At 74.6% G+C, this 24,832-nt stretch carries 20 protein-coding genes, 2 tRNA genes and 1 other RNA gene; 9 read left to right on the top strand and 14 right to left on the bottom strand.

Annotated elements, in window-relative coordinates; translation table 11 throughout:
* Nucleotides 1-162 precede the first annotated feature (162 nt).
* The 7 genes from HCK00_RS00885 to HCK00_RS00855 form a co-directional block, all read right to left on the bottom strand.
* A complete protein-coding gene (locus HCK00_RS00885; RefSeq protein WP_168099765.1) occupies nt 163-993 on the bottom strand; it encodes an RNA polymerase sigma factor SigF in 831 nt (276 codons plus the stop codon).
* A gap of 757 nt (nt 994-1,750) precedes the next feature.
* The gene (locus tag HCK00_RS00880; protein WP_168099764.1) at nt 1,751-2,044 is read right to left on the bottom strand and encodes a Dabb family protein; all 294 of its coding nucleotides are present in this window, start codon (nt 2,042-2,044) and stop codon (nt 1,751-1,753) included.
* 67 nt (nt 2,045-2,111) lie between these two features.
* Nucleotides 2,112-2,276, bottom strand: a complete 165-nt coding sequence (locus tag HCK00_RS00875) for a hypothetical protein (protein WP_168099763.1) — start codon at nt 2,274-2,276, stop codon at nt 2,112-2,114.
* Nucleotides 2,277-2,522: 246 nt separating this feature from the next.
* Nucleotides 2,523-2,607 (bottom strand) — tRNA-Ser (locus HCK00_RS00870).
* A 163-nt stretch (nt 2,608-2,770) separates the two neighbouring features.
* Nucleotides 2,771-3,280: a tRNA adenosine(34) deaminase TadA gene (gene tadA, locus HCK00_RS00865; protein WP_168100002.1), complete on the bottom strand. Its 510-nt coding sequence runs from the start codon at nt 3,278-3,280 to the stop codon at nt 2,771-2,773.
* 310 nt (nt 3,281-3,590) lie between these two features.
* Nucleotides 3,591-4,136, bottom strand: coding sequence for a tRNA adenosine deaminase-associated protein (locus tag HCK00_RS00860; RefSeq protein ID WP_206319748.1), 546 nt, complete (start codon nt 4,134-4,136; stop codon nt 3,591-3,593).
* Nucleotides 4,137-4,379: 243 nt separating this feature from the next.
* Complete coding sequence (locus tag HCK00_RS00855) at nt 4,380-4,577, bottom strand: hypothetical protein (RefSeq protein ID WP_168099762.1); 198 nt, start codon at nt 4,575-4,577, stop codon at nt 4,380-4,382.
* A 222-nt stretch (nt 4,578-4,799) separates the two neighbouring features.
* On the opposite strand from HCK00_RS00855, the gene upp reads away from it, so the two are divergent.
* Nucleotides 4,800-5,438: a uracil phosphoribosyltransferase gene (upp, locus tag HCK00_RS00850; RefSeq protein WP_168099761.1), complete on the top strand. Its 639-nt coding sequence runs from the start codon at nt 4,800-4,802 to the stop codon at nt 5,436-5,438.
* A gap of 94 nt (nt 5,439-5,532) precedes the next feature.
* Here upp and HCK00_RS00845 read toward each other — a convergent pair whose 3' ends face one another.
* The 5 genes from HCK00_RS00845 to HCK00_RS00825 all read right to left on the bottom strand — a co-directional run bounded on the left by HCK00_RS00845 (nt 5,533) and on the right by HCK00_RS00825 (nt 11,119).
* Nucleotides 5,533-6,300 carry a LytR C-terminal domain-containing protein gene (locus HCK00_RS00845; RefSeq protein WP_206319747.1) on the bottom strand — a complete coding sequence of 256 codons (768 nt, stop codon included), beginning with the start codon at nt 6,298-6,300 and terminating at the stop codon, nt 5,533-5,535.
* Nucleotides 6,301-6,408: 108 nt separating this feature from the next.
* Nucleotides 6,409-6,705: a type II toxin-antitoxin system VapB family antitoxin gene (locus tag HCK00_RS00840; RefSeq protein ID WP_071268372.1), complete on the bottom strand. Its 297-nt coding sequence runs from the start codon at nt 6,703-6,705 to the stop codon at nt 6,409-6,411.
* Nucleotides 6,706-7,016: 311 nt separating this feature from the next.
* Nucleotides 7,017-8,546, bottom strand: a complete 1,530-nt coding sequence (locus HCK00_RS00835) for a M28 family metallopeptidase (protein WP_168099999.1) — start codon at nt 8,544-8,546, stop codon at nt 7,017-7,019.
* Nucleotides 8,547-8,857: 311 nt separating this feature from the next.
* Entirely contained in the window at nt 8,858-10,216 is a 1,359-nt protein-coding gene (locus HCK00_RS00830) for a nicotinate phosphoribosyltransferase (protein ID WP_168099760.1), read from the bottom strand.
* A gap of 147 nt (nt 10,217-10,363) precedes the next feature.
* Nucleotides 10,364-11,119, bottom strand: coding sequence for a glucose 1-dehydrogenase (locus HCK00_RS00825; protein ID WP_168099759.1), 756 nt, complete (start codon nt 11,117-11,119; stop codon nt 10,364-10,366).
* A 223-nt stretch (nt 11,120-11,342) separates the two neighbouring features.
* On the opposite strand from HCK00_RS00825, the gene ppsA reads away from it, so the two are divergent.
* Nucleotides 11,343-14,183, top strand: a complete 2,841-nt coding sequence (gene ppsA / locus HCK00_RS00820) for a phosphoenolpyruvate synthase (protein ID WP_206319746.1) — start codon at nt 11,343-11,345, stop codon at nt 14,181-14,183.
* A gap of 258 nt (nt 14,184-14,441) precedes the next feature.
* On the opposite strand, the gene HCK00_RS00815 is transcribed toward ppsA, so the two are convergent.
* Nucleotides 14,442-15,389 carry a DUF72 domain-containing protein gene (locus tag HCK00_RS00815; protein ID WP_168099758.1) on the bottom strand — a complete coding sequence of 316 codons (948 nt, stop codon included), beginning with the start codon at nt 15,387-15,389 and terminating at the stop codon, nt 14,442-14,444.
* A gap of 353 nt (nt 15,390-15,742) precedes the next feature.
* On the opposite strand from HCK00_RS00815, the gene HCK00_RS00810 reads away from it, so the two are divergent.
* From HCK00_RS00810 to HCK00_RS00790, 5 genes are all read left to right on the top strand, one after another.
* The gene (locus HCK00_RS00810; RefSeq protein WP_168099757.1) at nt 15,743-16,498 is read left to right on the top strand and encodes a restriction endonuclease; all 756 of its coding nucleotides are present in this window, start codon (nt 15,743-15,745) and stop codon (nt 16,496-16,498) included.
* A gap of 430 nt (nt 16,499-16,928) precedes the next feature.
* Nucleotides 16,929-18,458 (top strand): molybdopterin-dependent oxidoreductase, encoded by a 1,530-nt coding sequence (locus HCK00_RS00805; protein ID WP_375781900.1) that lies wholly within the window; start codon nt 16,929-16,931, stop codon nt 18,456-18,458.
* 151 nt (nt 18,459-18,609) lie between these two features.
* Nucleotides 18,610-19,290 (top strand): fasciclin domain-containing protein, encoded by a 681-nt coding sequence (locus HCK00_RS00800; RefSeq protein WP_168099756.1) that lies wholly within the window; start codon nt 18,610-18,612, stop codon nt 19,288-19,290.
* Nucleotides 19,291-19,693: 403 nt separating this feature from the next.
* Complete coding sequence (locus tag HCK00_RS00795; RefSeq protein ID WP_168099755.1) at nt 19,694-20,278, top strand: sigma-70 family RNA polymerase sigma factor; 585 nt, start codon at nt 19,694-19,696, stop codon at nt 20,276-20,278.
* Entirely contained in the window at nt 20,275-21,024 is a 750-nt protein-coding gene (locus tag HCK00_RS00790; protein ID WP_168099754.1) for an anti-sigma factor, read from the top strand. The genes HCK00_RS00795 and HCK00_RS00790 overlap by 4 nt, the downstream gene beginning before the upstream one ends.
* A gap of 345 nt (nt 21,025-21,369) precedes the next feature.
* Here HCK00_RS00790 and HCK00_RS00785 read toward each other — a convergent pair.
* Nucleotides 21,370-21,457: transfer RNA gene (locus HCK00_RS00785), tRNA-Ser, on the bottom strand.
* Between the two features lie 247 nt (nt 21,458-21,704).
* Between HCK00_RS00785 and ffs the strand changes: the two genes are divergently transcribed.
* Together ffs and HCK00_RS00775 are read left to right on the top strand one after the other, a co-directional pair.
* An RNA gene (gene ffs / locus HCK00_RS00780) (signal recognition particle sRNA small type) lies at nt 21,705-21,803 on the top strand.
* A gap of 215 nt (nt 21,804-22,018) precedes the next feature.
* Nucleotides 22,019-24,502 carry a DNA polymerase III subunit gamma and tau gene (locus HCK00_RS00775; protein WP_168099753.1) on the top strand — a complete coding sequence of 828 codons (2,484 nt, stop codon included), beginning with the start codon at nt 22,019-22,021 and terminating at the stop codon, nt 24,500-24,502.
* Nucleotides 24,503-24,832 lie beyond the last annotated feature (330 nt).

Genomic DNA, 24,832 nt, shown 5'->3' with positions numbered 1-24,832 from the left:
GGACGAGTCGCAGCGGCATCCTCCCCGAAGAGGAGAGCCAACCTCCACCTGAATACCGGACACGACGCTGCGGCAAACACACTTCCTGCAGAATGTCACATGTCGGCAACGCGCTGTAGTGCCAAGTCGATTTATCTGCGCAGGAATCGCCACTCGTCCCGGTTACGCCTCGATTCTGTTGGCGGACCGGAGGCGGGCGAAGCTCCGTGACAGCAGCCGGGAGACATGCATCTGACTGACCCCCAGCTCCGCGCTGATCTGCGACTGCGTCAGGTTGTTGTAGTAGCGGAGCATCAGGATGCGCTGCTCCCGCTCGGGGAGCTGGACCAGCAGGTGACGCACCAGATCGCGGTGCTCGACACCGGCGAGCGCCGGGTCCTCGTAGCCGAGGCGGTCCACCAGCCCCGGCAGGCCGTCGCCCTCCTGCGCGGCCTCCAGGGAGGTCGCGTGGTAGGACCGGCCGGCCTCGATGCAGGCGAGCACGTCCTCCTCCGGGATGCGCAGCCGCTCGGCGATCTCGGCGGTGGTGGGGGAGCGCCCGTGCAGCACCGTCAGGTCCTCGGTGGCGCCGTTCACCTGCACCCACAGCTCGTGCAGCCGGCGTGGCACATGGACGGTGCGGACGTTGTCCCGGAAGTAGCGTTTGATCTCGCCGACGACGGTCGGCATGGCGAAGGTGGGGAACTGGACCCCGCGGTCGGGGTCGAACCGGTCGATGGCGTTGATCAGGCCGATGGTGCCGACCTGGACGACGTCCTCCATCGGCTCGTTGCGGCTGCGGAAGCGGGCCGCCGCGTAGCGCACCAGCGGCAGGTTCGCCTCGATGAGCGCCGCGCGGACCCGGGCGTGCTCGGCAGTGCCCGGGGTCAGCGCGGAGAGCTTCTGGAAGAGGACCTGCGTGAGGGCGCGGGTGTCCGCGCCGCGGCTCTCACGGGACCGGGCGGTGGCGCTCCGGAAGGGTGTCGCGGGCGCTGTGCGTGCCGAAGCGGTCATGCCACCCCTTCTCGGAGTTCGCGGAGTCAATCAGGCGTCAGGTCGGCAGGGCGTCAGGGCGTCAGGGGGCCGGGGTGCCGGGGCGCCCCGGGTGTCGGGTCGATCAAGGGCATCGGGGACGTCGGGGACGTCGGAGCGGTCAAGGGTGGCGGCGTCGTCAGGGCAGCCAGGACGGTCACGGCGGGCACCGGGGGCAGGGCGGCCGTGACCGTCATGGCGCATTCCTGACGGTCGTGGGCTGCCCCGGCCGCCCGGACCGTCAGGCCGGTCAGGGCGGCAGGGGTCGCCGAAGTCGTCGAGACTGCCGAGTCAGCAACCGGCAAAATCGGTCATAGCATCACAACACATGTGCACCATGCGCAAGTACCCGATAATGCCGTGTCTGCGGCAAGTTGAGCCAGGAGAGCGGTCCCCGGTGACGGTCCGTGCCGGGACTCCCGCGCGTGTTCCGCGCGCCGCCCGGGTTCTGTGTGCCCCGCCGGCCCGTGGGGGAGCCGGGGGCGATCCGGTGGCGGTGGGCGAGACGGCGGGGCCCTACGGGCCCGGTGGAGGGGGTGCCCCTGGCCGGTCCGGGCAGGGTGATGGGCGCCGCGGGACGGAAGGGGCGCGGGGCACCGGCGTCAGCGGCCGTCAGGCGGCGCGCCCCGCCTCCCGCGGGGCAGGGGACGCGAGGGGCGCCCGGCCGGGCCGCGGCCCGGCCCCGCGGCGCGAGGCGTTCGCGGCCACTCCGAGGCCGGCGTGCCGGCCCGCGCCGGGCTCAGAACTCGTAGTCGGCGATCACCCAGGTGGCGAATTCCCGCCACTGCGCCACGGCGGCCTGATGCGCCGGGTGCTCCAGGTAGCGCCGCAGGGCGTCGCTGTCCGCCACGGCGGAGTTGATGGCGAAGTCGTAGGCGATGGGCCGCTCGGAGATGTTCCAGGCGCATTCCCAGAACTCCAGCCCGGGCACCTCGTCGCCGAGCCGGCGGAACGCCTCGGCTCCGGCGGTGACACGCGGCTCGTCGCGGCGGACGCCCTCGTCGAGCTTCAGGAGGACCAGGTGGCGGATCACGGGTGGCTCCTCGCGGTGCGGTCGGCCGTGCGGCGCTGCGCCGCGCCGGGCGGACGGGGGTGATGGCTCAGTTGACGAGCTGGTACATGAAGTCGCCGACGCCGTGGGCGGCGCTCGATATGCCGTTGAAGCCGATCTGGACGAGTTCTCCGGCCCGGTCCGGCGAGGTGATGATCGTGTACAGCACGAAGACGACGGCCAGGTACATCCCGATCTTCTTCGCCTGTGCCATGCCGAGCCCTTCCTGCTCCGGTGCCGAGCGCCCTGCCTCCTGAGCAGTCGGGTGAGTCTAACGCCCGGACGGCCGCACGGCCCCGGCGCGTTGACGATCTTCTCCGGTTCTCCGCGACTCGCGCGGCGGCCCGGCGACGGCGACGCCAGGGGCTGCCGGGGTGCTCGTACCGGTCGACCGAGACGGAAACGGAGACGGAAACCGAAAGGGCGCCCGGTCCACCGGACCGGGCGCCCCTTCCACCTGCGGTAGCGGAGGGATTTGAACCCTCGGTGGGTTGCCCCACACTCGCTTTCGAGGCGAGCTCCTTCGGCCGCTCGGACACGCTACCGAGAGAGAGCTTAGCGGAGGGGCGCCGCTGACCGAAATCCGGTTCCCGGAGGCCTCCCGGGAGCCCTGTGCCCCGGAGGGGCGGGGCGCCCCCGGGCCGCGCCCCCGGGCCCCCGCCCCCGGGCCCCCGCCCCCGGTGCCGCGCCCCCGGTGCCTCGGGGGTGTCAGGTCCGGGGGCCGGGGCGCCGGCCCGAGCGGAAGAAGCGGGTCAGCGGCGCGGCGCACTCCTCGGCGAGCACACCGTGGATCACCTCCGGCCGGTGGTTGAGCCGGCGGTCGCGGACGACGTCCCACAGCGAGCCGGCGGCACCGGCCTTGGCGTCGGCCGCCCCGATGACGATCCGGTCGACGCGGGCGAGGACCGCCGCGCCCGCGCACATCGTGCAGGGTTCGAGGGTCACCACCAGGGTGCAGCCGGTCAGCCGCCACTCCCCGCGGGCGCGCGCCGCCTCGCGGAGCGCGAGGACCTCCGCGTGCGCCGTCGGGTCGCCCACGGCCTCGCGCTCGTTGCGTCCCCGTCCGAGGACGGCGCCGTCGGGACCGAGCACGACGGCGCCCACCGGTACGTCCCCCGTGCGGGGCGCGCGGACGGCTTCGGAGAGGGCCAGCCGCATGGGTTCCCGCCAGCGGTCGCGCACCGGATCGGGCGCGGGATCGGGCGCGGGTTCGGGCACGGGTTCGGAGGCGCCGGCGGGCGCCGCGTCGCGCCCGGGCCGGCCGGCCCGGGCGGCGGTGTCCTCGGTGGCGGGTGCCCCGGTGGTGGTGTCCCCGGCGGCGGGGTCCTGTTCAGCGGAGCCGGAGCCGGAGCCGGAGCCGGGACCGGGGGCGGCGGGCCGGGCGCCGCCCGGGGTGTGGCCCCGGAGCGGGGCCCCGGGGCCGGGGGTGGTGTCCCGGCCGGTGGGCTCTCGGGGGGAGCGGGCGTCCATGGGGACAGTGTCGGTCAGGCGCGGGTCCGGCCGTGCCCGGGGCCGGGCGCCCCTCCGGTCAGCGGACCGCCTCCAGGACGTCCACGCATCCCAGCGCGTCGGCGATGGCGCCCAGCGCGTCGCCTTCCAGGGCCAGCAGTTCCTTCTCGGCCATCCCCAGGTCATCCAGGACCAGGGTGTCCCCGATCGGGCCCGGGGGCACGGTGTCGCCGTCGGCGCCGGGCGTGTCCGCGCCGAAGTCCCCGTCCGGTTCGCCGTCCTCCGTGCCGTCGAGATCGACGAGGTCGTCGAGGTCGTCCGGGTCCCTGCCGAGCAGTTCGTCGGTGAGGAGGATCTCGCCGTACGAGCTGCGTGCGGCGGCCGCCGCGTCGGAGACGAAGATGCGCGGGTCCTCCTCACCGTCCACCCGCAGGAGGCCGAACCAGGCGTCCTCCTGTTCGATGTAGGCGATCACCGTGTCGTCGTCGGTCGATGCCCCACGGGCCAGATCCATCAGATCGGCCAGGGACTCCACGTCGTCGAGCTCTGTGTCGCTCGCTTCCCACCCGTCTTCGGTGCGCGCGAGCAGTGCGGCGAAGTACACCGTGACTCTCCCACTGGTCATAGGCGTGTGCCGGGACGGACGGGCCCGCGGTCCGTGCCCGCTGTCCCGTCCACTCGGAATCGTGGCAGAAAGAGCGCCATTGTGAGAGGTCTTCGACTGTGCGTCGTGCGCCAGTCCTTTGATCGGACCCTTATCGAGCCTGATCGAACCCGTTCGGAGCCCGGCGATGAATGAACGGAAACGGCAGGACGGTGCGGGGGTGAGGGGCCCCGCCGGTCCGTGCCGGGGGGCCCTCGCACCCCGCTACCAGCGGAAGGTGCGCATCCTCATCTGCTGGCGCATCCGGGCGGCCCGGGCGCGTCGTGGCTGCACCCGGTCGCGCAGTTCCCTGGCCTCGTGCAATTCGCGCAGGAACTGGGCGCGCCGCCGGCGCCGGGCCGTGACGCCGCCCTCCGGCGCCGCCCGGTCCGCCTCCTTGGTGTCGCGGTCACGGTCCGCCATGGCAGAAACCATCCCCATTCACACCGATCCCGGCACCGCCCCTGCGGCGACGCCGCCCCCGGGACCGGACCCGGGGAGATCCCTCCCACCTTCCCCGGACGGGCCGAAAGATGCGAACGGGCAGGGGCGGACGGGCACTCGCGCCCGCGCGGAACCCCCCGGGCGGGCGCCGGGAACGGTGCCCGGCCGGGCACCCGGACGGGGTCGGTTAGTGTCGTCGTCATGCGGATCCACGTCGTCGACCACCCGCTGGTGGCGCACAAACTCACCACACTGCGCGACAAGCGCACCGATTCCCCCACCTTCCGGCGGCTCGCCGACGAACTGGTGACCCTGCTCGCCTACGAGGCCACGCGCGACGTGCGCACCGAACAGGTCGGCATCGAGACCCCGGTCACCACCACGAGCGGGGTCCGCCTCTCCCACCCGCGGCCGCTGGTCGTGCCGATCCTGCGGGCCGGCCTCGGGATGCTGGAGGGCATGGTTCGGCTGCTCCCCACCGCAGAGGTGGGCTTCCTGGGCATGGTCCGTGACGAGGAGACGTTGCGCGCCTCCACCTACGCCACCCGGATGCCCGACGACCTCTCGGGCCGTCAGGTCTACGTTCTGGACCCGATGCTCGCGACCGGTGGCACGCTGATCGCCGCCATCGGCGAGCTGATCTCGCGCGGCGCGGACGACGTCACCGCGCTCTGCCTGCTGGCCGCGCCGGAGGGCGTGGAGCTGATGGAGCGGGAACTCGACGGGGCCCCGGTGACGGTCGTGACGGCCGCGGTGGACGAGCGGCTCAACGAGAACGGCTACATCGTCCCCGGGCTGGGTGACGCGGGCGACCGTATGTACGGCATCGCCGAGGGCTGACCTCCGGCCGGTGCCCGTGGAGCCCGCCGCCCCGGCCCGGGGCGGCGGGCTCCACGGCGCCGCGAGGGGGCGGCCGCCGGTGCGCGCGTGCGGGTCAGCAGCGGGAGGACGGACGGGGCGAGGGCTCGGCCAGGGCGGCGACGGTCTTCGTGGCCTTGCTCTCGGGCGCCAGCCCGGTGAACGCCTCGCCGATGATGAAGTCGATCTCCGCCTTGGAGCCCTTGGCCTTCCCGGCGTCCCCGGCGTCCCCGGTCTCATCCGGGGTTCCGCTCTTGTCGCCCTTGGCGTTCCCCTCGGCCGGCTGCTTCTTCGCGCCGTCGCCGCCGCCGTCCCCGCTGTCCCGGTCGCCGTCCCGGGCCTGTTCGGTCCGGGCGTCGGTGACATGGGCGCCGAGCACCTCGGGGGCCTTGCCCGCGCCGGGGCCGCTCAGCAGCAGCGCGGTGTCCTTGACCTTCTTGTCGTACTCGGCGGGCGCGTTGTCGATCTCGCCGATGGTGAAGCCGCGCTTCTCCAGCGCCTTCGCCGTCTTCTTGGCCAGGCCGCTCTCGGTCGTGGCGTTGTAGACGTTGACCGTGATCTCGCCCGGTTCGGGCAGGGCCACGGGCGCCGGAGACGCCGGAGACGCTGTGGCCTGCCGCGCGGTGCAGTTCTTGTCGCCGACGGCCGCCCGGGCCGCCGGTCCGCCGCCGCCCGTGAAGATGTCCACGGCCTGCACCGTCCCCCACCCGACGAGGGAAACCGCCGCGGTGGCGCCGACGGCCGCGAGGACCGCCCGGCGATGCCGTGGCCTGCGCATCCGCGGGAACGTGGTGCCCGTGACGCGGTATTTCCCGCCCATGCCGGGAGGTGTGAGCATGCTCATGGGCGCAGCGTAGTGCGGGTGGTCATTTCTGCCTACTAAAGGATCAACGAGTGGCGGACCGCGCAACCCGAACGGTGCAGCCGCTCCCGCGGCTCACGGGCCGCCTGTTCAGTCGAGTTCCAGCACCCGGGCGTGGAGCACCTGCCGCTGCTGGAGCGCGGCGCGGACCGCGCGGTGCAGCCCGTCCTCCAGGTAGAGGTCGCCCTGCCACTTCACGACGTGGGCGAAGAGATCGCCGTAGAACGTGGAGTCCTCGGCGAGGAGGGTCTCCAGGTCGAGCTGTCCCTTGGTCGTCACCAGCTGGTCGAGGCGGACCGGCCGGGGTGCGACGTCCGCCCACTGGCGGGTGCTGTCCCGGCCGTGGTCCGGGTACGGCCGCCCGTTTCCGATGCGCTTGAAGATCACACGGAAAGCCTACCGGGCCGGGTGGTGCGGGCGCAGCCTCGCGGTCCCGGACGGCCCGGCCGATTCGGCTCCCGGGGCTGCGGGCGGGCGGGCGGTCCACGGCGCGGGCCCGGGACGGGGCGCGGCGTCTCGCGGACGGTGGCGAGGGGGCCGTGGAGAAGGGTCCGTGGAGAAGCGGCGGTGCAAAGGGGTGATGCAAAGGGGCTGTGGAGAGGCGGGGGCGCGCCGCGGGCGCCGGAGTGTGATCCGGCGCCCGCGGCCCGGGAAGCGCCGGCGCCGCCGGGGTCACCCGGTGACGCCGCCCGGTGGTGTCACTCGGTGGGGCGGTGGTCCGCGTGCCCGTCGTGCAGACCGCCGCCGCTGCCCGCGTCACCGTCGGTGGGGACGGTCTCCACCGTGCGGGTGAGAGGGCTCAGGTCGTGCGCGTAGGTGCCCACGGCGTTGGCGATGATGTCGATGTTGACGTCGAACGCCTTCATGTCGATGTTCGAGAGGTCGTCGCACGCCTGGTGGTAGCACGGGTCGTAGGCGACCCCGGCCTCGCCGCCGAACATCTCGGCCTGCTTCTCCGTCTTGATGCCCTCCGCGCCGGTGAACGTGCCGCCGGAGGGGATGCCGACCTCGATGAACGGGCCGTAGTCGGAGCGGCCGGTGAAGTCGGTGCCCGCGTGCGGGATGCCGCGCTTGTCGAGGAAGTCGGTGATCTGGCGCTCCAGCTGGGCGGAGCCCTCGGGGCCGGGACCGGCGCCCACCCCGTCGGAGTCGTCGCCGTCGTAGACGAAGAGGCCGTAGTTGGGTGAGGCGATCATGTCGAAGTTGAGGTACAGCCGGATCTGCTCGCGCTGGGCGTCGGTGAGGCCGGCGACGTAGCGTTCGGAGCCCTGGAGTCCCAGTTCCTCCGCCGACCACCAGGCGAAGCGGACCTTGTTGGCGGGCTTCTCGTTGGTCTTGGCCAGCTTCAGGGCGACTTCCAGCAGGCCGGCCGAGCCGGAGCCGTTGTCGTTGATGCCGGGCCCCTCGGCGACGGAGTCGAGGTGGGCGCCGAGCATCACCGTGTCGGCGGCCTTCCCTCCCTTGGTCTCCGCGATGACGTTGCTGGTGGTGCGGTCCTCCTGCAGGGCGCGGATCTCGTAAGCGACCCGTACCTCGCCCTGCGCCACCTCGGCGGCGAGCGCCTCGCCCGCCTGCTGGGTGATGCCACCGGTGGGGATGCGGCCGACGGCCGCGTCGCCGAGCGTCCCGTTGAGGGCGCCGTCGGTGTTGTTGTAGATGATCGCGGCTTCGGCGCCCGCGTCGGCCGCGGCCGCCTGCTTCTCGCCGAAGGTGCAGCCGCCGCGCTGGATCAGCGCGATCTTCCCGGTGAAGTCCTGCCCGGCGTAGTCACCGGAGGTGCAGCCGGTGGTCCCGTCCGCGTCCACCGGGACGGCGGCGACGGCGGCCTCGATGCCCCCCTCGGGGGTGCTCGTGGTGTACGTCATGGCCGCGACCTCGACGTCCCGCGCGTTCGGGGAGAGCACGGAGAGCTTCTCGGCGAGGGTCTCCGTGTAGACGAAGTCGAAGGTGTTGTAGGAGACCTGGTAACCGGCCTTCTTCAGGAGCTGGTACACGTACGCGGCGGAGGCGTCGTACCCCGGGGAGCCCGCGGCGCGGTGGCCGTCGTTCGCGTCGGCGATGGCCTGGAAGCGCTTGAGGTGGCTGTGGGCGCTCTTGGCCGAGGACTGGGTGACCAGCTTCTTGGCGAGGACCTGCGCCTTGCGGCCCGGGTCGGGCTTGGCCGCGGCGGGGGAGGCCGCCGCCAGCAGCAGCGGGGTGGCCAGGGCGGTGGCGGCCAGAGCCGCTATCGCCCGGCGGGAGTGGCGTGCATCCACGGACGTTCCTTCCGGCAGTGGGCGGTGCCGATGGGGGGCGGTCGGCAGCACGACGACCGTCCGGCATCCGGTGGCACAGCTCCGTGATGCGGACGGTGGGTGTGAGAGGGAACCTAACGAGAGCAGGGCCTGTTTGGGAACGGGCGGGACGCGATGACCTGGAATTCTCCGGCGCGCGACCGTGACCGGCGGCCCGCCCGGGGCGGCGCGTGGGACCGGCGCGTGGGACCGGCGCGTGGGACCGGCGCGTGGGACCGGCGCGTGGGACCGGCGGGTGGGGTCTCTCAGCGCTCCCTCAGGGCCGCCATCCGCCGTTCGAGACGGCCGCGGACCTCGTCGGTGAGGCGGCTGAGCGGACCGGAGATCTGCGCCTCCGGTGGTTCCGGATCGTCGATCCGGCGCGCCGCCTCCGGGAGTTGGGCCAGGTCCGCCTCGAAGCGGCGCCGCGCGGCGGCGAGTGAGGGCTTCGGCCCGGTGCGCCGTCCGTCCCTCATCACCGTCTCCAGCAGCGGTTCCGCCCCGGGCGGCACCGGTTCGTCCCGGAGGGCGAGGGTGTCCCGCAGGCCGGGGCGGCGGAAGACCTGCTTGGGCGCCGGCCGGGTGACCTTGGCGTGGGACAGCTTCATCACCGGGCGGCCCTCGTAGGCGACCAGCTTGTAGGCGGAGTCCAGATACGGGGCGTCGGCCGCGACGCCCGCCTTGGTGCCGACCGCGAAGGTGTCGATCGGCGCGCCCGAGCGCACCAGCCGGTCGATCGCGTACTCGTCCAGTCCGCCGCTGACGGTGATCTCCACCTCGGGCAGCCCCGCCTCGTCGAGGATGCGCCGGGAGCGCCTGGCCAGCTCGCCGAGGTCGCCGCTGTCGAGCCGGACGGCGCAGCCGGGCCCGAGGCCCAGGTCGCGCAGGACCCGGGCGGCGGTCCGGACGCCCTCCTCCGTGTCGTAGGTGTCGGCCAGCAGGGTGACCGGGCCGGGGTGGGCGCGGGCGAAGGCGCGGAAGGCCGTCTCCTCGTCCTCGTACGCCTCGATGTAGGAGTGCGCCATGGTGCCGATGGCCGGCAGGCCGAGGTGGTGCGCCGCGGCGACGTCGCTGGTGCCGGCGAAACCGGTGAGCGCGCCGATCCGCGCCATCGCGTGCCCGGCCTCCGTGCCGTGGGTGCGGCGCAGCGCGAAGTCGACGACCGGGCGGCCCCGCGCCGCGAGGACGCAGCGCGCCGCCTTGGCCGCCACCGCGGTCCGGTGGCTGACCTGGTTGAGCAGGATCGTCTCCGCGAGCTGCGCCTGCGGCAGCGGGGCCGTGACCTCCAGCAGCGGTTCCCCGGCCAGCACCACGCGGCCCTCGGGCACGGCGCGGACCTCGCCGCGGAACTCCAGGCCGTCCAGCACGGCCAGCTCCTCCGGCGGACGGTTCATGACCGCGGCGAACGCGGCCACCTCGGCGGGGCCGACCCGCAGGCGCGCCAGGTGGTCCAGGGCGGACTCCAGGCCGGCGGCCACCAGGAAGCCGCGCCCGGGCGGGACGCGGCGGACGAAGAGGCTGAACGTGGCCTCGCCGGTCATGCCCTCGCGGAGGTAGGCGAGGCACATGGTGGCCTCGTAGAGGTCGGTGGTGAGCACGTCCTGCGACGGTGCTGCTGCGGTCATGGTGGCCTGCCCGTCGGAGTCGCGATGCGCGTGGTGTTCCCGGTTTCCGTCCCCGGCTTTCCCGGAGTCCTCATCTCTCGTGTTGGGAGGGCCCGGCGGGGTTCCCGGCCCGGCGCCGTTCCCCGCCCGGCGCGGGCGGCCCGGGGGTTACTTGTCCGGTCCCCCGGCCACCAGCAGCGAGCCCGTGGTCGCGCCGCCGTCCACGACGAACTCCGAACCGGTGGAGTAGGTGGCGTCCGCCGCGACGAAAAGGATCATCCGCGCCACCTCCTCCGGCTGCCCGAAGCGTGGCACCGGCTGCGAGCCGGTCATGGTGGATTCTTCGAAACCGCTGGTCATCGGGGTGGCGATGGGGCCGGGGTGGACGGAGCAGACCCGTACCCGGTCCGGGGCCAGCTCCAGGGCCGCGGCCTTCGTCAGCCCGCGCAGGCCCCACTTGCTCGCGCTGTAGGCGGCGAGGTTGGCGTAGCCCATGAGCCCGGCCGTCGACGAGACGTTGACGACCGCGCCGCCGCCCGCCCGGCGCAGGGAGGGCAGGGTGGCGCGCAGGCCGAGCCACGCGCCGTAGAGGTTGACCTCCACCACCCGGCGGAAGCGCTCCGGCGGCTGCTCCTCGATGGTGGCGAACTCGACGATCCCGGCATTGTTGACCAGCACCGAGACGGGGCCGAAGGCCTCCTCGGCCGCGGCGACGGCGGCGGACCAGTCGTCCTCGCCGGTGATGTCCAGTGGATGGAAGCGGGCGGCGGCGCCCAGTTCGCCGGCGAGCGCCTCCCCCTCCTCCCGCAGAAGGTCGGCGACGAGGACGGCGGCGCCCTCGGCGGTGAACAGCCGGGCGACGGCGGCGCCGATGCCCCGTGCGCCGCCCGTGACGATGGCGGTCCTGCCGTCCAGGCGGCCCATGTGCCCTCCCGGGTGCGTGGTGCTGGTGCTGGTGCGTGGTGCGGGAAACGGCTGTGCGGAGTTCTCCGCCGTCCAGCCTGGTGGAGCCCGCTCCGGCGGGCGAGCCGGGCGCGTCCGTCCGGGACGGCGGCTTTCGGAGGTTTTGGAGAAGATTCGGAGCGATTCGGGATTTTCGGAGAATCTGCGCCGGTTTCGCCCCACCCTGCCGGGCTACCCGGGCGCCATGGGCCTTCAGGAAGGCGACCGGGCCGGACGCGCCGGCCGGACGGATCGCACCACCCGGCCGAGGGTGCTCCGGTTCGAGGACCTCACCTCCTCCGACGTCCCCGTCGTCGGAGGCAAGAACGCGTCCCTCGGCGAGATGACCGCGAACCTCACCGCCCGCGGGGTGCGGGTGCCCATCGGCTTCGCCACCACCGCGGCGGCCTACGAGGAGTTCCTGGGCACCGGCGGGCTGCGGGACGCCGTCCGGGAGCGGATCGACGCCCTCCACGCCGGCGCGCCCCTGGCGGAGACCGGACGCGAGATCCGGGAGCTGATCCTCGCCACCGCACTGCCGCAAGGGCTCGCGGAGGAGGTGACGGCGGCCTACCGGCAGCTCGCCGCCCGGCTCGGACGGACGGACCCCGACGTCGCCGTCCGCTCCAGCGCCACCGCCGAGGACCTGCCCGAGGCCAGCTTCGCGGGCCAGCAGGAGACCTTCCTGGGCATCACCGGTGAGGAGCGGCTGCTGGATGCCTGCCGCCGCTGCTACGCCTCGCTCTTCACCGACCGGGCGATCAACTACCGGGAGGAACACGGTTTCGACCATCTCCGGGTGGCGCTCTCGGTGGGGGTCCAGGAGATGGTCCGCTCCGACCTGGCCGGCGCCGGGGTGATGTTCACCCTCGACACCGACAGCGGCTTTCCCCGCGTCGTCCTGGTCAACGCCGCCTACGGGCTCGGCGAATCGGTGGTCTCGGGGCGGGTGGACCCCGACGAGTACCTGGTCTTCAAGCCGCTGCTGGGCCGGGCCGGGTGCAGGCCGGTGATCTCCCGGACGGCCGGCGGCAAACAGAGCAAGATCGTCTATGCGGACGGCGGGGGCGGCCCGGGCGGGGATCCGACCGAGGAGGTGGCGACCTCGGCGGCGGAACGGTCCTCCTGTGTGCTCACCGAGGACGAGATCCTGACCCTGGCCGAGTGGGCGGTGGCCGTGGAGGAGCACTACGGCTGCCCGATGGACCTGGAGTGGGCCAAGGACGGCCGCACGGGCGAGCTGTCCGTCGTCCAGGCCCGCCCCGAGACCGTGCAGGCCCGCAAGAGCAAGGAGGCCGCGACCCTGCGCTCGTACCGGCTCACCGGCGAGGGCCGGCCGCTGGTCACCGGGCTCGCCGTCGGTGACGCCGTCGCCACCGGACGGGTCTGCCGGCTGCGCAGCGCCCGGGATATCGCCGCGTTCGAGGACGGGTCGGTGCTGGTCACCGGCGCGACCGACCCCGACTGGGAGCCGATCATGAAGCGCGCGGCGGCCATCGTGACCGACCGCGGCGGACGCACCTCGCACGCCGCCATCGTCAGCCGCGAGCTGGGCCTCCCGGCCGTCGTCGGCACGGGCGGCGCCACCGCCGGGCTCCACGACGGGCAGGAGGTGACGGTCTCCTGCGCGGAGGGGGAGGAGGGCCGGGTCTACGCGGGCGCCGTGGACTACGAGGAGCGCGAGATCGCCCTCGACCGCATCGAACGGACGCGCACCCGGGTGATGCTCAACCTCGCCAACCCGTCGGCCGCCTTCCGCTGGTGGCGGTTGCCGGCGGACGGGGTGGGGCTCGCCCGGATGGAGTTCGTCGTCAACAACCACATCAAGATTCACCCGCTGGCCCTGATCCATCCCGAGGCGCTGGCGGACGCTCCCGAGCACCGCGAGGCCCGGGAGCGGATCGAGGAACTCACCCGCGGCTACCCGGACAAGACCCGTTACTTCGTGGACCGGCTCGCGTACGGCATCGCCCGCATCGCCGCCGCCTGGTGGCCGAAGCCGGTGATCGTCCGGATGAGCGACTTCAAGACCAACGAGTACGCCAAGCTGATCGGTGGCGGGCCCTTCGAACCCGGCGAGGAGAACCCGATGCTGGGCTGGCGCGGCGCCTCCCGCTACGACAGCGACGGCTACCGGGAGGGCTTCGCGCTCGAATGCCGCGCGGTGCGCCGGGTGCGCGAGGAGATGGGGCTGACCAACACCGTCGTCATGATCCCCTTCTGCCGCACCCTGGACGAGGCCGACCGGGTCCTGGCCACCCTGGCGGAGCACGGGCTCGCCCGCGGGAGCGGGGGGCGCAACGGCGGCGACGGGCGCGGCGGCCCACGGGCCGGGGGCGAGCGGGGGGACGGCAGCCGCGGTGGACTGGAGGTCTACGTGATGGCGGAGATCCCCTCCAACATCGTGCTGGCGGAGGAGTTCGCCGACCGCTTCGACGGCTTCTCGGTCGGAAGCAACGACCTCACCCAGCTCACCCTCGGCATCGACCGCGACTCGGAGCTGCTGGCACAGGAGTTCGACGAGCGTGACCCGTCCGTCACCCGTTCGATCGAGCATCTGATCGAGGTGGCCCACCGTAAGGGGCGGAAGGCGGGGCTCTGCGGCCAGCGGCCCAGCGACGACCCGGACTTCGCCCGTTTCCTGGTGGCCGCGGGTATCGACTCGATCTCCGTCACGCCCGACAGCTTTCTGGCCGTCAAGGAGCACGTGGCCCGGGCGGAACGAGAGGACCGGGGAACGGCGGCGGGGCGGAGGGAAGGGGACCGGGCGGAGCGGAGGCCCGGGGCACGGGGCGCGACGGAGGACGGGGACCGGGTGGCCGGTGGCCGTGGCGCGGGCCGGCCGGGCGGCCGGGGCGGTGGGCGGCGAGGCCACCGCGCGGAGCCGCGAGAGGCGGGAAGCCGGCGGACCGGAACCGGAACCGGAACCGGAACCGGCGACCGGCAGGCCGGGACCGGCGAGGGGCGGACCGGGACCGGCGAGGGGCGGACCGGGACCGGCGAGGGGCGGACCGGAAGCGGCGAGGGGCGCGCGGAAGCCGCTTGAACGCCAAGGACCGGCGGGCACGCCGTGCCGGCGGCGTACTCGGCGCAGGCGGGGGACGCGTCGGACCCTGTGCACCCGGCGGACCCTGTGCACCCGGTGGACCCCGCGTACCCGGCACCACCGGGCGGGCCCGGCCGGACCCGCGGCTCGGGGCGCGGAAGCGCGGTGGCGCGCCGCTCGGCAGACCGCCGCGCCGGTGCACAACCGGCCGTTTCCGCCGGACCCCGGAACAGCCGCCCGCGCGTCACGCCGGGCCGGTCAGCCCCTGCCGCCGCCGCGCGGATCCATCGCCCCCTCGACGCCGTTCCCGGTCCGTCGCCGGACCCCGGCCGGCAGGCCGAGGAGGTCCCGCATCGACGCCGCGGCCGTCACGGCGGCGTCGCCGCAGCAGGTGTTGAACAGCACGTGGAGCAGATCGGTCCGCTCGGCCATGCGTCGCACCCCCGGTAGCCACGCCGTCAGTTCGTCCTCCGTGTAACGGTGCCGGAAGCGGTCCTCCTTGCCCCCGGTCCGCCATTCCCGGCTGCGGCCGTGGAAGCGGACCACGCCCAGCCGCCGCGTGGTCACCGGGGTGACCGGCCGGAGGGAGCCGGGGAGCCCCTGGGCCGTGTCCACCGCCACCGCCGTCAGGTCCAGCTCGCCGAGCAGGGCCGCCGTGGCGCCGTACCGCTCCTCCTGCCACCAGTCCGGATGACGGAACTCCACCGAGACCGGCCAGCCCGCGGTCCGTTCGGCGCAGGCGCGGAGCGCCGTCTCCGCGTGCGGACCCGGCGCGAACCACGGCGGGAACTGGAACAGCACGCTGCCCAGCCGGTCCGCCGCGCGCAACGGCTCCAGCGCCTCGGCGAACCGCCGCCAGACCTCGTCCAGCAGCGCCGGGTCCGCGTCCGCCGGGCCGTGCCCGCGCTGCCGGGGCAGCGCCGGACGCAGTTCGGCGGGGAGCGCGCCGGACCGTGTCGGATGCCCCGTCAGCAGGGAGAACGCCTTGACGTCGAAGCGGAAGCCGGGTGGGGTGCGCTCGGCCCACAGCGCGCTGTTCCGGCGGCTCGGCAGCGCGTAGTACGAGGCGTCGACCTCGACCACCGGGAACTGCTCGGCGTAGTGGCGGAGCCGCCCTTCCGCGTCCCGCCGGCCCGGTGGGTACCAGCCCGCGGCGAGCAGCGCCCGGTCCGTCCAGGAGCAGGTGCCCACAAGGATGTCGCCCATGGCGGACCGGCTACCCGCGCCGGGGCGGAGTGTGCGGGCGGGCCGGGACGCGGCTCGCTTCCGGCACCGGTGAACGGTCCTTCTCCGAGGAGGGCTTGCCCGCCGACGGTCGTATGACCGTTCGGTAATGGACCACTGGCCGGATTTCGGCCGGCCCCCGCGGGCACCCTTCCGCTCCGGGGCACCCGCCTCCCAGACTGCACCTCCCACGGACGACGGCCCGCGCGCGGGCGGCGCGGCGGACGCGGGGCGGAGATTGCGACGGGGCGTCCCGGCCCGGAGCACGGCGGAACGCGACGCGGCACGGCGGAACACGGGAGTGCGCGGAGGAGCGCGGGAGAAGGGGCATCGGCATGGCCGGACGACGCGGGCACGGTTCACCCGCCCGGCGGCGGCAGCGGAAGGCACAAGGGCGGCAACAGCGGTGGCGGCAGCGGCCGGCGCGCGTGCGACGCCGGGACGCGGCGCTGTGGTCCGGCGCGTCGGCACTCGTCCCGCTGGTGGCGTACTGGTCGGAGGTCTGGCCCTATCTCCTGCTCGCCCTCGTGCTCGGGGCCGTCGGCGCCGGCGGATGGTGGCTGTGGCGCACCGACCGGTCGGCGCGCCGCGGCGACCGCCGGTGGCGTGAGGAGGACGCGATCCGGGCCGGCCACCGGACGCTCACGGAGATCGACCGGATGTCCGGAGGCGAGTTCGAGGAGCTGGTCGCGGCGCTCTGCCGCCGGGACGGCTGCACGGAGGTCCGGCGCGTGGGCGGCAGCGGGGACAACGGCGCGGACGTCCTCGGCCGGCTCCCCGACGGGCGGACCATGGTGATCCAGTGCAAGCGGTACGCCCCCGGCCGGGGCGCCATCGCCAGCCGTGAGGTCCGGGATCTGCTCGGCGCGCAGGTGCACTTCGGTGCCGACCTGGCCGTGTTCGTCACCACCACCCGTTTCAGCGGTCCCTCTGAGGCCTTCGCCGTGCGCCACGGGATCCTCGCGGTCCACCGCGACCACCTCGGCCTGTGGAACGGCGGCACCTCGCTGCAGCGTCTCGTCGGCCTGAACGGCACGGGGCAGGGCGACGCCCGCCACCGTGCCCGCTGGCTGCGCACCTACCGGGCCTGAGGGGCGCCCGGGGCCGGCCGGACCGCCGGTGCCCCGCGCGTGAGCGGCCTGGTGACGGGGTGACGCGACCCGGGTGATCCGTAGCCGGGGCCTCCGCGGATTGGTCCCGGAGGCACCTTTCGTCCTGCGGTTTTTCCCGGAGATCGCACCAATCCGCTCCGCACCGCCGCTCCGGATTCCCCACGTGAGACGAGATCGAGAGGGTTCCGGACACGGCGGCGGCCGGCCGCGGCGGGCACTGGCCGCGCTCAGCGGGCTGCTCGCCGGCGGCGCGGCGCTGTCCGCCGCCGAACTGGTGGCCGCGGCGCGGTCCCAGACCGGTCCGCTCGTGGCCGTCGGCTCGTCGGCGATCGACGGTACGCCCGCCGCGGTGAAGGACTGGGCGATCCGTCAGTTCGGCACCGACGACAAACTGGTCCTGCAGATCGGCATGGTGACCGTGATCGCCGTGGCGGCGGCGGTCCTCGGCGCCCTGGCGCTCCGTCACCGCCGGGTGGCGGCGGGCGGGGTCCTGCTGTTCGGCGCCGTCGGCGGGGTGGCGGCGCTCGGCCGCCCGGACGCGGCGGGGTGGGCCGACATCCTGCCGTCCGCCGCGGGCGCCGTGGCCGGCGCGGTGACGCTGTACGGCCTGGCCGGCCGGCTCCTGGCCCGGCGGGCGGACGGCGGGACGACGGAGGACGGCACCGCCGAGCCGCGTACCGCCGAGCCGCGTGCCGCCGAACCCCACGGTCCGGCCCGCGGCCCCGGACATCCGCCTGCCGCCGCCCCTGCCTCCGCCGCCTCCGGCGCCACCGGAACCCCTGAGACCCCCGGCACCACCGACCCGGGCACCCCGCTCCCCGGCCCCGGAACGCCCCGGGCCGAGGGGGAGTGGGACCGCCGTGGCTTCGTCCTGGCGGCCACTGCGGCCGCCGCCGCGTCGGCCGGCGCCGGGGTGACGGCCCGCGTGCTCGGCTCCACCCGTGGCCGTGAGGCCGCCGCCTCCCGCCAAGACGTCGTCCTGCCCGCGCCGGCCTCCCGGGCCGCGCCCGTCCCCCGCGGGGCCCGGCTCAAGGTCCCCGGTGTGAGTCCCTTCTTCACCCCCGGTGGCGACTTCTACCGGGTGGACACCGCCCTGAAGGTGCCGCGGGTCGACGCCACGGCCTGGCGGCTGCGCATCCACGGCCAGGGCGTGCGCCGGCCCCTGACCCTCGGCTTCGACGATCTTCTCCGCCGCGAGCTGATCGAACGGGACACCACGCTCACCTGCGTATCCAACGAGGTCGGCGGGCCCTACGTGGGCAACGCCCGCTGGATCGGCGTCCGGCTGGCCGCACTGCTCGAGGACTGCGGAGTGCGGCCCCCGTCCCGGGGCGGCCCGGCCGACCAGCTCGTGTCCCGCTCGGTCGACGGCATGACGATCGGCACGCCGGTCGAGGACGTCATGGACGGCCGGGACGCGATGCTCGCCGTCGGGATGAACGGCGAGCCGCTCCCCTTCGACCACGGCTTCCCCGTGCGCATGGTGGTGCCCGGCCTCTACGGCTACGTGTCCGCCTGCAAGTGGATCGAGGACATCGAGCTCACCACGTTCGACGCCTACGACGTGTACTGGGTCCGGCGTGACTGGGCCCGCGAGGCGCCGGTCAAGACCCAGTCCCGGATCGACACCCCGAAGCCGTTCGCCCGGCCCGCCGCGGGCACCGTGATGGTCGCCGGCGTCGCCTGGGCCCAGCGCCGCGGCATAGCCAAGGTCGAGGTGCGGGTGGACGACGGCCCCTGGCGGGAGGCGGACCTCGCCGCCGAGCACACCGTCGACACCTGGCGGCAGTGGTCCTTCCCCTGGAAGGCGGCCCCCGGCAGCCACACCCTGACCGTCCGCGCGACCGACCGCACCGGCGGGACGCAGACCGCGCGGCGTGCCCCGACCGTCCCCGACGGGGCCACCGGCCACCACTCGGTGGTGGTCAACGTCGAGTGACCCGCGCCGCCCCGGCGGCGGCCCTCCGCAGCAGCCTCCCCCTCCGAACCAGCCCTCCCCGATCGACCTCCACCGCTTTCAGATCAACCTCCACCTCCATCCGAGCGGCGTCCGTGCCGCGCTTTTCTCCCGATTTCTCCGAGGAGCAACGATGAACACGAAGTCCCAGCGCACCCTCCGTCTCCGCCGTGCCGCGATCGCCGTGACCACCGCCGCGGTGCTGCCGCTGAGCCTGGCCGCCTGCTCGTCGGACGACGGCGGCGACTCGTCCTCCAAGGGGACCTCGGCGGCCGAGGAGACCCAGGCCGAGGAGACGCCCGCGGAGGAGGCCGAGGGCTCGGACGACATGGCGGGCATGGCGGAGTTCGGCCCGGCCTGCTCCGCCGTGCCGAAGGACGGCGCGGGCTCCTTCGACGGCATGGCGAAGGACCCGGTGGCGACCGCGGCCTCCAACAACCCGGAACTCTCCACCCTCGTCACCGCGGTGAAGAAGGCCGGCCTGGTCGACACGCTCAACAGCGCGGAGGACATCACGGTCTTCGCCCCGACCAACGACGCCTTCGACAAGATCCCGGAGGCCGACCTGGAGAAGGTGCTCAACGACAAGGAGCAGCTCACCAAGATCCTCACCTACCACGTGACGGGCGAGAAGCTCACCCCCGAGGACCTCGGCGACGGCACCTTCACCACGCTGGAGAAGGGGGACATCACCACCTCCGGCTCCGGCGAGTCCTACACGGTGAACGACGAGGCGAAGGTGGTCTGCGGCAACGTCAAGACCGCCAACGCCAACGTCTACATCATCGACTCGGTCCTGATGCCGAAGAGCTGAACCGGCTGAGCCGGCGGTCACCCGCGGACAGCCATGGAGATCCATGGAGATCCATGGACGCGGGCTCCCGCCGGCCTCCGCCGGTGGATGAGCCGCCGGGGGGCCCGGGGCCGGCGACGGCAATCGGAACCGGGCCCTCCGGTCCGGGGGAGGGGGCGGGCGGGAGCCGTTCGGGTGCTTCCGTCCGCCCCCGGTCCTCTCCACCGCCCGAACGCGCCCTCCCGGTGGGGTCGTTGCCGGCCGGCGCGTTCCCGTCCCGCGGACGGCCTCGTCCCCGCAGGTCACAGCTGCCGCGACCCATGAAAGGGTCGGGACGGCTCCGGACCGGCAACAGGCACCAAACCGTCGTCCACCCCGCTCCGGATCACCAGTGGACGACATCTGTTGCGGAAGGGCCCACCACATGCCGGAAGCCGTGTACATCGGGAAGAATCCGTCGGCACAACCTGACCTGCAGGAGCTGATGAAAGCGGTTGCCCGCGGGGACGAAGAGGCCTTCAGCAGCCTCTACGACGCCGTGGCCTCCCCCGTCATGGGCGTGGTCCGGGCCGTCCTGCGCGACCCGGCGCAGTCCGAGGAGATCACCCAGGAGGTCCTCGTCGAGGTGTGGCGCACCGCTCCCCGCTACCGCGAGGACCGCGGGAGCGTGATCAACTGGGTGCTGACCCTGGCCCACCGCCGCGCCGTGGACCGCGTGCGTTCGGCGGACGCCTCCGCCGCCCGCGACCACAAAGCCGCCCTGCTCGACCGGATGCCCGAGTTCGACGAGGTGACCGAGCAGGTCGAGGCACGGCTCGAACGCGAACAGGTACGCCGGTGCCTGCGTACTCTCACCGAACTGCAACACCAGTCGGTGACCCTGGCCTACTACCGGGGCTTGACCTACCGCGAGGTGGCCGCACAGCTGTCCGTACCGCTGGGAACCGTCAAGACCCGGCTGCGCGACGGTCTCATCCGGCTCCGAGACTGCCTGGGAGTGAGTGCATGACCAGCACCGCAGCAGACCTGCACACCCTGACCGGGGCCTACGCCCTGCACGCCCTGGACGCCGAGGAGCGCGCGCGGTTCGAGCGGCACCTGACCGTGTGCGAGGCGTGCGCCGAGGAGGTGCGTGAGCTGGCCGCCACGGCGGCGCGGCTGGGTCTGGCCGCCTCCGCGCCGCCCGCGCCCGCCCTCAAGGAGCAGGTGATCCGCCGTATCGCCACCGTCCGGCAGGAACCCCCGGTGGTCCGCGCGCCGGCGCGCGCCCGCGTGCTCAGGCGCCTGCTGTCGAACTGGGCGCTGGCCGCCTGCGTCGCCCTGACGGCCGCGCTCGGTGCCACCGCGGCCTGGCAGCACACGCAGGTGGAGGACGCCCGCCGGGACGCGCACCAGGCGCAGCAGCGGGCGGACCAGCTCGCGGCGGTCCTGGCCGCCCCGGACGCCAAGTCCCGCACGGCGCGGTTCGAGGACGGGACGAGCGGGACGGTGGTCGTCTCCGCCGCCCGCGACAAGGCCGTCTTCACCGCCACCGGCATGACCCCCCTTCCGGACGGCAAGGTCTACCAGCTCTGGTTCGCCGACGGTGACACCATGCGCCCGGCCGGGCTGATGGACGCCGGCCGTACCAGCCGGGCCGTCCTGATGGAGGGCGCGCTCGGCACGGCGTCCGCGATGGGCGTCACCGTCGAACCGGCGGGCGGCTCCCCGCAGCCCACCTCCGACCCGGTGGTCCTCCTCGATCTCCCCGCCTGAACCGCCCGTCCGCCGTCCGCCGCCCGCCGTCCGCCGTCCGCGGCCGGCGGCCTGGCGGTGCAGGGATCCGGACCGGCCCGCTGGGGAGCCGGCGGCGGCGTACGAGGACGGTGCCGGCTTGTGCGGACCGGCCCGCCGCCCGGCCGGGCACCGGGCCAGGCAGCGCGGCGCGAGACCGGCCACGCGCCCGAGGCGGCCCACGGGAAGATCGGGAGTACCCCGGGAAGCCCCGAACGCGCCCTGTGTGGACGAACACCAGGACAACGCAGGACAACTGAGACCAGCAACGCCGAGGGGCCCCACCGCGAACGGTGGGGCCCCTCGACATCGTGCCCGGTGAGGCACTGGCGGAGGATACGAGATTCGAACTCGTGAGGGGTTGCCCCCAACACGCTTTCCAAGCGTGCGCCCTAGGCCTCTAGGCGAATCCTCCGCCGCAAACAATACAAGACGTGAGGCAGTGCTAGCGAACCCCTCCCTCCCCGGGCCCCGGCCGCCCTGGGCCGGGGTGTCCGGGGGCGGCCTCGGACAGGCCCGGGGCCCGTCGCGAGGGGGTCGGCGGGCCGTGCCCGGGCACGGGGCGGGGCGGTCTCGCGGGGTGGAGGGGCGGGTCCGGGCCGCTCCCCGGGGCTTCCTCCGGAGCGGGTTCGAATCGGCGTCCGGGATCCGCTAGGGTGGGGCTCAGCCCCTCACGTGGCGCTATCTCACCGAACTCCCCCAGGGCCGGAAGGCAGCAAGGGTAAGTGGGCTCTGGCGGGTGCGTGAGGGGCGTTGACGTTCTCCGGGCCGGGCCGGGGCGCCGCCGGTCCGCAGTGGTGCCGGGGTGGTGCCGGGAGCTGCCGTACGGTGCGTTCGGTGCCGGGGCGGGGGAGTGCCGTCGGCCCGATGCCGACGGTCTGCGGTGGCCCGCCGTGCTCTGCCGTGGCCCGCCGCCCGGGCCGGACGGGACGCGGCCGGGGCCCGGCTGTCGGCGGCTGCCGATATCGTCGGGGGTGTGTCGTCCCTCGCGCTCTACCGTCGCTACCGTCCCGAGACCTTCGCCGAGGTCATCGGGCAGTCGCACGTCACCGACCCGCTGCAGCAGGCGCTGCGGAACAATCGCGTCAACCACGCGTATCTGTTCAGCGGCCCGCGCGGCTGTGGCAAGACGACCAGCGCCCGCATCCTCGCCCGCTGCCTCAACTGCGAGCAGGGGCCGACGCCCCAGCCCTGTGGCGAGTGCCACTCCTGCCGGGATCTCGCCCGCAACGGCCCGGGCTCGATCGACGTCATCGAGATCGACGCCGCGTCGCACGGCGGTGTGGACGACGCCCGTGAGCTGCGGGAGAAGGCGTTCTTCGGCCCCGCCTCCAGCCGCTACAAGATCTACATCATCGACGAGGCGCACATGGTCACCTCGGCGGGGTTCAACGCCCTGCTGAAGGTGGTGGAGGAGCCCCCGGAGCACCTCAAGTTCATCTTCGCGACCACCGAGCCGGAGAAGGTCATCGGCACGATCCGGTCGCGCACGCACCACTACCCGTTCCGGCTGGTGCCCCCGGGGACCCTCCGGGACTACCTCGCGGAGGTCTGCGAGCGTGAGTCGATCCCCGTCGACGACGCGGTGCTGCCGCTGGTCGTCCGGGCCGGGGCGGGCTCCGTGCGGGACTCGATGTCCGTCATGGACCAGCTTCTCGCCGGCGCCGGCGCGGAGGGTGTGACGTACGCCATGGCCACGGCCCTGCTCGGCTACACCGACAGCTCCCTTCTCGACGCCGTGGTCGACGCCTTCGCGGCGGGCGACGGCAGTGCGGTGTTCGAGGTCACGGACCGGGTCGTGGAGGGGGGCAACGACCCGCGCCGCTTCGTCGCCGACCTGCTGGAGCGCCTGCGGGACCTGGTGATCCTGGCCGCCGTCCCGGACGCCGCCGACAAGGGGCTGATCGACGCCCCCGCCGACCTCCTCGAACGGATGCAGGCACAGGCGTCCGCCTTCGGCGCGGCCGAGCTGAGCCGGGCCGCGGACCTGGTCAACACGGGGCTGACGGAGATGCGGGGTGCGACCTCCCCACGGCTCCAGCTCGAACTGATCTGCGCGCGCGTCCTGTTGCCCGCGGCCTTCGACGACGAGCGTTCCGTGCAGGCCCGGCTGGAGCGGCTGGAGCGTGGCGTCCCGGCGGGTGGCTTCGGCGCGGGCGCGGCCCCGGGGGCTGAGACCTCCGCGTTCTCCGCGCCGGCGGCCGGCGGGCCGGCGGGTCCGGCCGCCGCCCGGGCCGCGCTGCCGAACCGCGGACCGCAGCCGGGCGAGCCATCCCCAGCCGTGGCACCGGCCGCCCCGGGCCGGCCGGTGGGCCCGTCCGGCGGCGCGGAGGTGGCCTCGCAGGGCGCGGCCGGGCAGGCGCCGGGCGCGGAGCCCGGCGGCCCCGTACCGGAGCCGGCCGGGGACGCCGGCCCGGCGACTCGTCCTGCTGGTGCCTGGCCGGGTGCCGCTTCCGGTACGGGTGCCGGTGCCGGTGCCGCGGCCGGAACCGGAGCGGCCGGTCAGGGGGAGGCCGGTCGAGGAAGTCACGGCGGCCACGGCAGCCAGGCAGGTCAGGCCGGGACCGCCGGTGACGGCGGCCGGCGGCCGGGTTCCTGGCCCGGAGCCGGGCAGGGCGGCGCGGGCGCCGGCGCCGGAACGGGCTCGGGTGGCGGCGAGAGCCCCGCCGGCCGCCGTCCCGGCGGCTGGCCCACGGCCGCCGCGCCCGGCCAGGGCCGGGGCGGTTCCCCGGACGCGGGCGCCGCGGGCGGACCGGCGTCCGGGCCCCCCGGAGGCGCGTCCTCCGCAGCCCCGGCCCCGACCGCGGGGTCGGCCGCCCCGCCCGGCGCGGGACAGGGTGCGCTCCAGGTGCGGCAGATGTGGCCGGACATCCTGGAGGCGGTGAAGAACCGCCGCCGGTTCACCTGGATCCTGCTCAGCCAGAACGCGCACGTCGTGGGGTTCGACGGGAGCACCCTGCAGATCGGCTTCTCCAACCCCGGCGCCCGGGACAGCTTCGTCGGCGGTGGCAGCGAGGACGTCCTCCGCCAGGCGCTGTCCGACGCGCTCCAGGTGCAGTGGAAGATCGAATCGGTGGTCGACCCCACGGGAGGGGCCGGCGGCGGCTCGGCTCCCCCGCCGGGCCCCGGTCCCGGCCAGGGCTTCGGTGGTGGAGGCGGTGGGGGCGGTTTCGGGGGCGCGCAGGCCGCTCCGCGTCCGCCCACCCCCGCACCGCGTCCGCCGTCCCCCGGGGGCCCCGGGAGCGGCCCGGCCTCCTCGGCGGAGCCCGCCCCGCGCCCGGAGGCATCCGCTCCGCGTCCGGCCCGGCCCGCCCCGGAACCGCCGCGCCGGCCGGTGGCGCTGGAGGACGACATGCCGGCCGCCGACGATCCCGATCTCGACGACTCGGCCCTCTCCGGGCATGACCTGATCGTCCGGGAACTCGGCGCGACGGTGGTCGAGGAGATCGAGCACCAGTAGCCCCCGGCGCCAGGCCGCCTTCGGGCGGGGACGCTCCCTGCCGGGGATCCGCGCCGTCGGCGCCCGCGCGTCCACTCGTACTCCGGGGCGCCGCCACAACCCGACGCCCGTACCGGGGCCCGGATCCGGACCTTCCGCCCGAGGCCCGGGACCCGGAGCCCGGGGCGGCGCCCGGCGCCCGTGCCCGGGTATGGCTCCCCGCACCGGCGGTGGCCGATCCGCCCCCCGCGGGCACCCTGCGCACCGTCGGCACCACGCAGCGCGGTGGCCGCCGGGGCAAGGGACCCGGCAGGGGAGCCGGGCCACCGAACCGGGCGGCGGATCCGACGG

Origin of the sequence: Streptomyces zingiberis, assembly GCF_012034935.1 — a bacterium.
In the GTDB taxonomy this organism is placed as follows: domain Bacteria; phylum Actinomycetota; class Actinomycetes; order Streptomycetales; family Streptomycetaceae; genus Streptomyces; species Streptomyces zingiberis.
The sequence above is the reverse complement of the archived record's forward strand: the minus strand, read 5'-3'. Positions and strand labels throughout refer to the sequence as shown.

Bases quoted from the DNA above. Each gene is read 5' to 3' on its own strand.
- HCK00_RS00885 (WP_168099765.1), bottom strand. From the start codon at position 993: ATGACCGCTTCGGCACGCACAGCGCCCGCGACACCCTTCCGGAGCGCC.
- HCK00_RS00875 (WP_168099763.1), bottom strand. From the start codon at position 2,276: ATGGCACAGGCGAAGAAGATCGGGATGTACCTGGCCGTCGTCTTCGTG.
- HCK00_RS00860 (WP_206319748.1), bottom strand. From the start codon at position 4,136: ATGACCAGTGGGAGAGTCACGGTGTACTTCGCCGCACTGCTCGCGCGC.
- HCK00_RS00855 (WP_168099762.1), bottom strand. From the start codon at position 4,577: ATGGCGGACCGTGACCGCGACACCAAGGAGGCGGACCGGGCGGCGCCG.
- upp (WP_168099761.1), top strand. From the start codon at position 4,800: ATGCGGATCCACGTCGTCGACCACCCGCTGGTGGCGCACAAACTCACC.
- HCK00_RS00845 (WP_206319747.1), bottom strand. From the start codon at position 6,300: ATGAGCATGCTCACACCTCCCGGCATGGGCGGGAAATACCGCGTCACG.
- HCK00_RS00830 (WP_168099760.1), bottom strand. From the start codon at position 10,216: ATGACCGCAGCAGCACCGTCGCAGGACGTGCTCACCACCGACCTCTAC.
- HCK00_RS00825 (WP_168099759.1), bottom strand. From the start codon at position 11,119: ATGGGCCGCCTGGACGGCAGGACCGCCATCGTCACGGGCGGCGCACGG.
- ppsA (WP_206319746.1), top strand. From the start codon at position 11,343: ATGGGCCTTCAGGAAGGCGACCGGGCCGGACGCGCCGGCCGGACGGAT.
- HCK00_RS00815 (WP_168099758.1), bottom strand. From the start codon at position 15,389: ATGGGCGACATCCTTGTGGGCACCTGCTCCTGGACGGACCGGGCGCTG.
- HCK00_RS00810 (WP_168099757.1), top strand. From the start codon at position 15,743: ATGGCCGGACGACGCGGGCACGGTTCACCCGCCCGGCGGCGGCAGCGG.
- HCK00_RS00805 (WP_375781900.1), top strand. From the start codon at position 16,929: ATGGTGACCGTGATCGCCGTGGCGGCGGCGGTCCTCGGCGCCCTGGCG.
- HCK00_RS00800 (WP_168099756.1), top strand. From the start codon at position 18,610: ATGAACACGAAGTCCCAGCGCACCCTCCGTCTCCGCCGTGCCGCGATC.
- HCK00_RS00795 (WP_168099755.1), top strand. From the start codon at position 19,694: ATGCCGGAAGCCGTGTACATCGGGAAGAATCCGTCGGCACAACCTGAC.
- HCK00_RS00790 (WP_168099754.1), top strand. From the start codon at position 20,275: ATGACCAGCACCGCAGCAGACCTGCACACCCTGACCGGGGCCTACGCC.